Raw genomic sequence first — 10196 nt, 5'->3', positions numbered from 1 at the left:
TCGATCATACTTATAATTTTGATTGCAAACCTTTTATCGGCTTGTGCATTAGCACCAAAGCTAAAACAGCCCAATGACAGGAACCGCGTGCCTATTAATAAAACAATCCCTGCCGAAATCAAGCGAGGAGACAGATGAAAACAAAACAAGCAAAACCAGTGAAAGCCGAACAACTTAGAAGTTATTATGAAGAAAGCCGTGGCTTAGAACGTGATCTTATCAATGAATTTATAAGGTCGCGCAGAACGGCATGGCGTGTTGCGAGTACTGTGGGTCTTTTTGGCTTATTCGGTATGATATGTGGAGTTGTTGGATTTTCTCAACCAGCTCCAACTCCCTTAGTATTGCGCGTTGATAATACGACAGGTGCAGTTGATGTTATCTCAATCATGCGTGAACACGAAGAAAGCTATGGTGAAGTTGTAGATAGATATTGGCTAAATCAATATGTGCTTAACCGCGAAACTTACGACTACGATACTATTCAACTGAACTATGACACAACAGCACTTTTAAGTGCGGCATCTGTTCAACAAGAATATTATAAAATCTATGATGGAGAAAATGCACGGGACAAAGTGCTTTCCAACAAAGCACGTATCACAGTTAAAGTACGATCAATCCAGCCTAATGGACTCGGTCAAGCAACTGTACGTTTTACGACTCAGCAACTTGACAGCAACGGTGCTGCTACTGGACCAAAACAGCACCAAATTGCAACAATTGGTTACACCTATGTTGGTGCACCCATGAAATCATCTGATCGATTGCTTAACCCCCTTGGTTTTCAAGTAACAAGTTACCGTTCTGACCCAGAAATACTGTTGAATGATTAAGGAATTGATTGTTATGAAAAAACTTGCGTTCGTTGTTCTATTGTCTTCGTTTTCTTCTCTTTATACGGTACCTGTGCAGGCGCTCAAAAGTCCATCAAATTCACAATATGATCACCGCATTCGCTATATAACATATAACGAAGCCGATGTGGTTCAAATCGAAACAGTTCTTGGTGTGGCAACACATATTATTCTTGAAGAAGGTGAACAGTACATAACTCATGCCTTTGGCGATTCTGAAGCCTATGCCTTTGCTCATAAAGGGCGGCATATTTTTATTAAACCAAAAGCAGAACTTGCCAATACCAATCTCATCGTTGTAACCGACAAACGGAGTTATAAATTCCGACTACAATTTCGGAATGACCGTGCGGGATCAACATATGAATTGGCTTTCCATTATCCCGATTCAAACGATGAAAAGTCAGAAGAAAACAATCGACGCCTTGCGATTGAACGTGGTTTTCACCAAAGCGTCAACGGCTATAATCTCAGTTATACCATGAGCGGTCACCAAGATATTGCTCCGATAAATGCTTGGGACAATGGGCGTATTACTTACTTCAAATTTCCCGCTAACATGGATATGCCATCGATTTATGTCGTAGATGCTGAAGGCAATGAAAGCTTAATACCACGCACCGTTATCGGCAGTTCTAATGATATTATCGCCGTTCATAAGGTCAATCCTAAATGGCTCATACGGCTTGGTAAACGCGCTCTAGCTGTTTTTAATGAAGCCTATGACCCCAATGGCGTACCAAACACAACAGGGACAGTATCTTCGGTGGTTTATCGTATCAATAAAGGAGGAAAATGATGTTTGACAATAAGGAAGGAGAGGGAAAAGGTACAAAACTGGACAACGTCGAGCAAAAACATATTGAAGGTGCCTATGGAGGATCCGAACTAGGTTCTGAACGTCGTCCGACAATTCCAGGTACCCGTGCATTGTTAATGGTAGGACTTATTGTCATAGTAGCGATACCGATTGCCTTGACTTGGAAAGCTTTTAAAATGCGTAATACCGTGGAGGTTGAGGAAGAAAAACCACAACAAATAGTACAGCAAATTATACCAAACTATGTCCCTCGGATTATAGAAGAGCCAAAGATTGTAGAAGAAGCAGAAAAATCAACACAAATAGAAGATTCAAACTTGGATATTCCACCAGCCTTGAGTAAACTTCTTCAAACAGCCATTCCTCCACATATGCTCCAAGATTCTGAAGAATTAGCACGCAAGCGTATGCTCAGTTCTAGCCTTAACAACGGTGGTAGCGAAGGATCTACAGATACAAATAATAAAGCATCGAATAATGATAGAGGTAATGGCGTATTATTTGATAACCTTCAGCCCGTGCGTTTAGGTCAATCACATGCGATGCAACTTCGTAACCGTGACTTTTTGATTACACAAGGAACGCAAATAGATTGTACGTTAGAAACAAAAATCATTACATCACAACCCGGAATGACGACGTGTCATTTAACACGCGATATTTATTCCACGAGTGGACGTGTTGTTTTGCTTGACCGTGGTTCTAAAGTCGTTGGTTTTTACCAAAGTGGCATACAACAAGGACAAACGCGCGTGTTTGTGCAATGGTTACGCATTGAAACGCCTTCTGGTGTTGTTGTCAATCTTGACTCACCAGGCACAGGTCCTCTGGGTGAAGCGGGTATTGGTGGCTGGGTTGACAGACATTTTTGGGAACGATTTGGTAGTGCAATTATGGTAAGCATTATCGGTGATTTAGGAGAATGGGTAAGAGGAAAAGTTGGTAAAAGCAGCAAAGAAAATAAAGATAACTCACAAAATAAAGGAGCTCAGAATGCTGAATCTATAGCAATCGATGTTCTTCAGAATTCCATCAATATCACACCAACACTTTACAAAAACCAAGGCGAACGAGTAAATATTTTTGTTGCTCGTGATCTGGATTTCAGCGATGTCTACAGTCTCGTCACACGTTAACCCGATACAAAAAGATCAAGCAGTTTTTCAGCTTCTGCAACCGCTTGATTGTTTTTTAGAAGATCCCACGATCACTGAATTATCGATTTGCCGCCCCTGTGAAGTATGGACGAAAAGCTTTAAGGGTTGGCAAGTACATAGCGTACCAGAGTTAACAACCACTTTTTTGCAAACGCTTATTACAGCTATTATCGTTTATAACGGTATGGCTCCCAGAAGTATTAATTATGTGCTCTTGCCTGGTGGGCAACGTGGTACAATTATACAAACACCAGCTGTTGTTGATGGTGCTCTTTCCTTTGTAATTCGTAAACATTCTCTCATAGTTAAGACGTTAGAAGAACTCAAAGAAGAAGGGGCTTTTGACGATTTTTCTGATGTAAGTTTTAATAAGCCTTCAGCAAAAGAAGCCAATAACTTGTTATCGAGGCAGGACTTCACACGGTTGGAACCATTTGAAGTTCAACTCTTACAAAGTAAACGTGAGGGAAAAATTCTTGAATTTTTGGAAAAATGCGTCCTTCACAAACGCAACATTATTATCGCAGGCAAAACAGGATCTGGTAAAACAACATTTGCTCGCTCTTTAATTGAAAAGGTCCCTGTAGAGGAGCGTATTATCACAATTGAAGATGTTCATGAGCTTTTTCTACCCAATCATCCCAATCATGTACATATGATTTATGGTAACAATGTAGGTCGTGTTTCAGCTGAAGAATGCCTAGATGCGTGTATGCGTCAGTCGCCTGACAGAATTTTTCTCGCTGAATTGCGAGGCAATGAAGCATGGGAATATCTCAATTCGCTCAACACTGGTCATCCCGGATCGATTACAACAACGCATGCCAACAGCGCTTTGCAGACATTTGAGCGATGTGCCACCTTGATTAAAAGATCAGAAATTGGCCGGCAACTCGAGTTAGAAATGATAAAAATCGTTCTCTATACAACAGTTGACGTAGTGTTGTTCTTTAAAGATAGAAAACTCTCTGAAGTCTTTTACGACCCGATTTTTGCTAAATCAAAAATCGCTTAAGGGGAGCTTCCTCTCTCGGTAATATGAAGCAAACAAAAATAGCCGTAACTAGTTGTTACGGCTATTTTTTTAACTTTTCCTATTCTCTTTGCTTCTCCAATGGATTTTCTACACTCTTCATGAAGAAAAAAAGAAAAAAGTTAATAGACAACAACTCTACGAGAAAATCAAATTATACATAAGGCTCTCTCTATTCTCTTGCCTTTGATCATTCTTTCCATTTACCTTTTGAAAAAGTATCTTTGATGCAAAAAAGAAAAAATAGCTGCAAAATAAATATTTAAACAAAAGAAAAGAATAAATTTTGATTCGCCTATCAATGAAAGCTTCGTAAAATAGATACTTTCGATCATCACAAACAATTATCGTCATCAAGACCAAAACTTATCGTTTAAAAATTCTAAGTGCTATTTTCAAGTGATTAATAAATGTGTTTTTTAACCAAACAATCTCCAAATACGGAAAACCTCATACGAAATAAATTATCATTTCAATTTAGCATCCATAAACCACATTCTATTTGGTAATAAAAAGTATAGTGGCATATCAACGTCTTCTTCGGACGAAGAAAGATTCTTAACCTCCAGTTGTTTGTAAACAACCAAATTTCTCTTAAGCAAGCTTTGCTAACCATATCACGTGGCTTATGTCCCTCTCCTAAAGACGATATCCATAGATTATATAAGGTAAGCTCTACTCTGAATATTCCTGCTCTCTTCTCTGCACCTCAAAAAGCAAAAATTCCTAAAAGCACAGATCTACAATCACTCTTCTTAAGATGCATCACATTGTCTTATAAAGAGTGTTCATTATTTTACGTGTTGGATAAAAGATCTTAATACCGTAGGATTCTCTCATTTCAAAGCTGTTTATTAACCAAAACCATGTCTCTTGCACATTATAAGTAAATAAAGCCGTATAGAATGAAACTGTACAAAAAGCACTAAAAATGCCTTTTATAAACCATCCAAAATGCCCAAAATTGTCACAATATTGGGAGTTTGCAAAGTGTCTAATGGCGCCCAACTTGCTCTTTTATGAAGTGTAAAAATGGAGATGCTCTATAAATTTTATATTATTCATCGGGGCTTTACCATTATACCATCCACGAGCTCTGTAGTGAAATAAGCTTAGGCACCTTAAAGAAAGGTTTCTTAAAAACAAGCGTGTAAATTGACAAGCAAAGTGTATTTGGTTCGGGGCGTTCTGTTTTACATAAGGGTTTTGATCTTATTAAAGAACGAGAGAAACAAAAGCGTGAAGCAATGCGTAATCTCTATTATTTAAAAGACATTACTCTAGATGCTTTTAAAAGTCGTAAAGCAGAATTTAAAAATGATGCTAAAATGGAAACTGGTTTGCACCTTTACAGCTTCATATTCTCCTCAAATTAGGAGGCTGTATAGCGACTTTCAAAGATTACGCCAACAGAGATACATAACACTCTTAACTCCCATCTGATAAGTGAAAGCTGCAACAGCAAAAGCTCTTTTAGAAAAACAACGCCATAAAGTCATTAATAAACCGGCAATGAATTGGAGAAATGTTCCAGATTTTTATCAAACACTCTGCAAAGCAACAATAATGATACAACTGGCTTTGCATCTGCTTATTCTTACAGGTGTTCGTACCCATCTCTTGCATCAATTCGTGAAGATCAGATTGAAGAGGATATATGAACAATTCTTGGCTCGAGAATACGAACGGGCTGCGTGATACTACAGGAGATTTCGCATGCCATTATGATCACAAATATTAAAAATTTTAAAATAAGCACGCTTGTTTTTTCGCAATGATTTCTGTTTTCTGTAACCGGTCGTAGTCCTTATTAATGTGAATTTCCTATCACAATATAAGAGAGATTAGACTAAAAACCTGTCCACGTAGATTTCGCTCTCATTTACGTAATTGGCTAACAGACTCCACCTATCACACCTCAAAGGACGAAGCCTCTTAACACGCAAACTAATCTGCAAACAATCCCGCCCCCTCGCCTAGCAGATTTCACCTTCTAACCACTCTAATTACCACATCCTAAATACGATAGTGTTTTATGGCACAACAGAATAAATACCAAAACAATGACTGATTATACCGTTAATACTTGGACACCTCTTTTTCATGTTAAGAAATATCTTTTATGCTGAAAAATAAAAAACACTTTTACTGCTTAAACAACTTTCTTAAGCATACATACAAGAACAATGAAATACCCTAACATAATAAATAAGATCTAAACCTAGAAATCTCTATTTTTTATAGATAAAAACATATAAAATCAAAACCTCCGAAACTCGTCAAAATACAACATATTTTCTTTGATTATTGAATTTATTCAACTCAAACGAACCTACAAACACCGCTTATTCCACATTCGCAACATGTGTTCTTAGAATTCTTACTATCGTTTTCTAAATTTTTAGAGAAACCTATAAATTTGCTATTTTTCAAACGTCTTATCTGCTCTTTAATGAATTTAAATCTATGACGTTACAATAATTTTAAATTACTTCCCCCTGAACTGTATGATCTATCTCTACAATAGATAGGGATTTTACGTTCTCCATTTTTTAAGAACTATAAATTTTGTTTTTTAATGCTATTAACAATCCAATCTTTAAAATAAAAAATATGACCTTTAAATATATAAATGATGTTATCAAAAATTCCTAATCCTGAATATTCGCAATGTTTTCGATATTATAATAAACGTATCGTAAAATGACAAACTGTCATAATGATCACTTCTTTGTATTTCATATGAATAATTTACATGCGTTATAATATTTGTATCAGCATTTATTTTTTGTGCTATATTTATACAGAGTGATCTTTTTTATAAAAAATGATCAATTGAATCTGCGTCAAAGTATAAATTATGATGCGAATTTAATAAAAATAAAAACACATGGCATATTGATTTTATTGTTTTTACATAGAACGCTATTTAAAGTATAGTTTACTCGAAAGACTAATGCCTTTTTAAAGGCAATAATAACTATACTAACCGCCTTATAGAAGCCAATAAATTTTTAGAGATTAAGCCTCAAAGAGGCACAAAAAACACGCACAATTTTCTATTTTTCTTTTTACTGTTCATTAATCGGTTAATTTTCAAAGATAATATTCAACTATGAGTTTTCTGCTCAGCCATTGCAAGAATTGCTTAAATTTTTAGGGATTACTTCACTTTTAGAATGATGATAGCTACTGCGCCCCCATAAGCAGCCGATCTTCTTTTAGAGATTTAATTGCTAAAAGGAGATACAATTTCCCACCTTGCGCTTTATTTTGATCAATCAGTAAATTTTCAAAGGCGGCGTTCAACCATGAGTTTTTTAATTTCAGCAATCGCTTTCGCTGGATTTAATCCCTTTGGACAAGTTTGCGCACAATTCATAATCGTATGGCAACGATAAAGGCGGAAAGGATCTTCTAAATTATCAAGACGTTCACCACACATCTCATCACGTGAATCCGCAATCCAGCGATAAGCTTGAAGCAAAACAGCGGGGCCCAAATAACGATCACCGTTCCACCAATAACTTGGACATGAAGTCTGACAACACGCACACAAAATACATTCATAAAGGCCATCGATTTTTTGGCGATCGGAGTGACTTTGTAACCATTCTTTTGCAGGTTCAGGAGAAACTGTTTGCAACCAAGGCTCAATGACTCGGTGTTGTGCATAAAAACGCTTTAAATCAGGAACCAAATCTTTAACAACCGGCATGGAAGGCAACGGATAGACCTTAATGGGATGTTTTACATCATCCATCCCTTTGGTACAAGCTAATGTATTGGTTCCATCAATATTCATCGCACATGAACCACAGATGCCTTCACGGCATGATCGACGAAGTGTCAAAGTTGGATCAATATGGTTTTTAATAAACAAAAGCCCATCAAGAATCATAGGACCACAAGCAGAACGATCCACATAATAAGTATCTAAATGAGGATTTTCCTCATCATCAGGCGACCAACGATACACGTGAAATTCCGTCAGCTTTGTAGCACCTTCAGGTTTAGGCCAAACCTTTCCCGGTTTTACTTGAGAATTTTTGGGAAGCTTAATTTGTACCATATTTCATTCTCCCCTTAATAAACCCGTTTTTTAGGTGCAATGCGCTTTAAATCGATCCCACCATCAGCTTCAGATGTTAACGGGTCCACATGGACAGGTCGATATGATAATGTCACCTTACCCTCTTTTGACAAATGTGAAATCGTATGTTTACGCCAGTTTTTATCATCACGCTCTGGATAATCTTCACGAGCGTGAGCGCCACGGCTTTCTGAACGTGCTTCGGCAGAATGAACAGTCATGATTGCATTCGCCATGAGATTTTCAAGCTCTAATGTTTCAACCAAATCAGAATTCCATATCAGAGAACGATCTGTGACTTTGAGATCCGACAATTCCCCCCAGATTTTATTCATCCGTTGACATCCCTGTTTCAAAGAATCTTCTGTACGGAAGACTGCTGCATCTTCTTGCATCGTGCGTTGCATTTTTTCACGCAATACAGCTGTTGGTATTGCCCCTTGTGCAAAACGTAAACGATCAAAACGCGCTATAATTTCGTCAACAGCTTCTTCATTGATGGGTGGAATTTCTGCATTCCGATCAATAACTTCACCCGCGCGAATGGCAGCAGCACGACCAAACACCACAAGATCAATTAATGAATTTGACCCCAAGCGATTAGCACCATGAACAGAAGCACATCCTGCTTCTCCTACCGCCATCAGCCCTGGTTGAATACGATCAGGCGAATCAGCCGTTGGATTGAGAACTTCCCCGTAGTAATTGGTAGGAATCCCACCCATATTATAATGAACCGTTGGCAAGATGGGGATAGGCTCTTTTGTTACATCCACCCCTGCAAAAATCCGTGCTGATTCTGAAATCCCTGGTAAACGCTCATGCAAGATTGCAGGATCAATATGATTGAGAACCAAATGAATATGATCCTTCTTAGGTCCAACGCCACGCCCTTCACGAATTTCAAGTGTGATACAACGCGAAACCAAGTCACGTGAAGCCAAATCCTTAAAGGAAGGTGCATAACGCTCCATAAAGCGTTCACCTTCAGAATTGATTAAATAGCCTCCTTCACCACGAGCTCCTTCTGTAATTAAGCAGCCAGAACCGTAAATCCCTGTCGGATGGAATTGCACAAACTCCATATCCTGAAGTGGCAATCCAGCACGTGCGATCATTCCACCACCATCACCCGTACAGGTATGCGCCGATGTCGCAGAAAAATAAGCGCGTCCATAACCACCGGTTGCAAGAACAACCATTTTGGCAGAAAAACGATGTATTGTACCATCATCGAGATTCCATGCCACAACCCCCGTACAAACCCCATCCGTCATGATGAGATCGAGTGCAAAATATTCAATAAAAAATTGCGCATTATGCTTTAAGCTTTGTCCATAAAGCGTATGCAAAATGGCATGGCCTGTACGGTCAGCTGCTGCGCAAGTACGCTGAACAGGTGGACCTTCACCAAATTGTGTCGTATGTCCACCAAAAGGACGCTGATAAATTTTGCCTTCTTGCGTTCGCGAAAAAGGAACGCCATAATGTTCTAATTCATACACAGCAGCAGGAGCATTACGCACCAAATATTCCATTGCATCGGTATCGCCCAACCAATCAGAACCTTTCACGGTATCATATAAATGCCACTGCCAATTGTCAGGTCCCATATTTGAAAGCGATGCAGCAATTCCCCCTTGTGCTGCAACCGTATGTGAGCGCGTTGGAAAAACCTTCGTAATACAAGCTGTCTTTAATCCTTGTTCTGCCATACCCAGTGTCGCACGTAATCCTGCACCACCTGCCCCAACAACAACAACATCAAATTTATGATCTACAGTGCGATAAGGGGCGTTACCTGCTTTAGCGCCCAGAGATGATCCTGTACCCGCCATACTTGTTTAACCCCCTAATGCAATTTTCAAAAGAGAAAAAATAATGATACCACCTATGAGAAAACAAAATAAAATATTTAACGTCAAAAAGAATATCCGAAAACCTTCACGTGGAATATAATCTTCAATCACCACCTGCATACCAAGTTTCATATGATAAAGGACCGAAAAAGTCATCAATCCCATCAAAATAGCAACAATAGGATGTGCAAGCCGTGCACGCACAATACTATAATCCTTGCCCACAAGCGAAAGAATAAGAACAATAAAAAATATCAAAAGTGGTAGATTGATAAACCCCGTCAAACGTTCTAGCCAAAAATGCTCTGTTCCTTCATGAGCACTGCCACGCCCCCGTACTTTTCCAAGTTCCGTTCGAAAATCTTTTTTCATGTCTC

Annotated in this window: 9 protein-coding genes; 6 read left to right on the top strand and 3 right to left on the bottom strand. The window is 38.5% G+C overall.

Annotated elements, in window-relative coordinates:
• The 6 genes from ACFINO_RS01235 to ACFINO_RS01210 form a co-directional block, all read left to right on the top strand.
• On the top strand, positions 1–138 hold a 138-nt coding region (locus ACFINO_RS01235), incomplete at its 5' end, for a TrwH protein (protein ID WP_375620961.1).
• On the top strand, positions 135–836 hold the full coding sequence (locus ACFINO_RS01230; protein ID WP_375606007.1) for a virB8 family protein: 702 nt from the start codon (positions 135–137) through the stop codon (positions 834–836). The genes ACFINO_RS01235 and ACFINO_RS01230, both read left to right, overlap by 4 nt.
• 13 nt (positions 837–849) lie before the next feature.
• On the top strand, positions 850–1656 hold the full coding sequence (gene virB9 / locus ACFINO_RS01225; RefSeq protein ID WP_375606008.1) for a P-type conjugative transfer protein VirB9: 807 nt from the start codon (positions 850–852) through the stop codon (positions 1654–1656).
• Positions 1656–2813, top strand: coding sequence for a type IV secretion system protein VirB10 (gene virB10, locus ACFINO_RS01220; protein ID WP_375618344.1), 1158 nt, complete (start codon positions 1656–1658; stop codon positions 2811–2813). The genes virB9 and virB10 overlap by 1 nt, the downstream gene beginning before the upstream one ends.
• On the top strand, positions 2788–3849 hold the full coding sequence (gene virB11 / locus ACFINO_RS01215; RefSeq protein ID WP_375634367.1) for a P-type DNA transfer ATPase VirB11: 1062 nt from the start codon (positions 2788–2790) through the stop codon (positions 3847–3849). The genes virB10 and virB11 overlap by 26 nt, the downstream gene beginning before the upstream one ends.
• A gap of 1464 nt (positions 3850–5313) precedes the next feature.
• Entirely contained in the window at positions 5314–5565 is a 252-nt protein-coding gene (locus ACFINO_RS01210) for a hypothetical protein (protein WP_375654865.1), read from the top strand.
• 1594 nt (positions 5566–7159) lie between these two features.
• Here ACFINO_RS01210 and ACFINO_RS01205 read toward each other — a convergent pair.
• Genes ACFINO_RS01205 through sdhD form a run of 3 tightly spaced genes read right to left on the bottom strand, consistent with a single transcriptional unit; the run spans position 7160 to position 10191 of the window.
• On the bottom strand, positions 7160–7939 hold the full coding sequence (locus ACFINO_RS01205; RefSeq protein ID WP_005774220.1) for a succinate dehydrogenase iron-sulfur subunit: 780 nt from the start codon (positions 7937–7939) through the stop codon (positions 7160–7162).
• A 14-nt stretch (positions 7940–7953) separates the two neighbouring features.
• Positions 7954–9798 carry a succinate dehydrogenase flavoprotein subunit gene (gene sdhA / locus ACFINO_RS01200; RefSeq protein WP_375620955.1) on the bottom strand — a complete coding sequence of 615 codons (1845 nt, stop codon included), beginning with the start codon at positions 9796–9798 and terminating at the stop codon, positions 7954–7956.
• Between the two features lie 6 nt (positions 9799–9804).
• Positions 9805–10191 carry a succinate dehydrogenase, hydrophobic membrane anchor protein gene (gene sdhD, locus ACFINO_RS01195; protein WP_375612246.1) on the bottom strand — a complete coding sequence of 129 codons (387 nt, stop codon included), beginning with the start codon at positions 10189–10191 and terminating at the stop codon, positions 9805–9807.
• Positions 10192–10196 lie beyond the last annotated feature (5 nt).

It is taken from the genome of Bartonella sp. AA83SXKL (genome assembly GCF_042196965.1).
Taxonomy (GTDB): Bacteria; Pseudomonadota; Alphaproteobacteria; order Rhizobiales; family Rhizobiaceae; genus Bartonella.
Note: the sequence above shows the minus strand (reverse complement) of the source record. Positions and strands in the feature narration are given on the sequence as shown.